Origin of the sequence: Clostridium sp. NSJ-145 (genome assembly GCF_021044725.1) — a bacterium.
GTDB lineage: Bacteria > Bacillota > Clostridia > Clostridiales > Clostridiaceae > Clostridium > Clostridium disporicum_B.
Genome location: NZ_JAJNOS010000056.1, coordinates 1 through 632, shown reverse-complemented (window position 1 = coordinate 632; position 632 = coordinate 1). Strand labels below are relative to the sequence as shown.

At 28.3% G+C, this 632-nt stretch carries 1 protein-coding gene; it reads right to left on the bottom strand.

Annotated elements, in window-relative coordinates; genetic code table 11:
* A partial coding sequence (locus LQE93_RS16735) for a transposase (protein ID WP_269144420.1) occupies window positions 1–632 on the bottom strand: 632 nt, incomplete at both ends.

The following is a 632-nucleotide window of genomic DNA, read 5'->3' as shown; positions in this document are numbered from 1 at the left end:
CTTTTTCTTTTGCCTTTCCCATAAACAAATTCAGTAGAATTTTCTTTTTTTATATTTTCTAATTTATCAAGTATCTTACTAGCATAATCAACAGATATTTTTTGATCAATGTTAGCAATTCTAATATCTAAATTTTCATGTATTTCTTCAAAAGTTTTTTTGATTTTTTCTTGTAGTTTAGATTCAAACTTATCAGTTGCTTTCTTCCATACAAAAGTATATTTATTGGCATTCGCTTCGATTTTAGTCCCGTCAATAAATAAATTTTCATATCTAATCTCATTCATTTCTCCAAGCTTTGCAATAAGTTGATTAAACAAATCTGATATACATCCTTGTAGGTGTTTACTCCTAAATCGTGCAATGGTATTATGATCCGGAGCCTTTTGCCCTTGCAAAAGCCAAATGAAATTTATATCTCTTTTACAAGCTTTTTCTAAATCTCTTGAAGAATATATTTTATTCATACATCCATATATTAATATTTTAAATAAGATGGCAGGGTCGATTGCTGGATTTCTACCTAATGTAGAGTATGTTTTATATAAATCTGTAAAATCTAATCCCTCCGTAACTTCAAATAGCAATCTTACTGAATCATCTTCACTTGGTATAAAAGGAACCTGTAATGC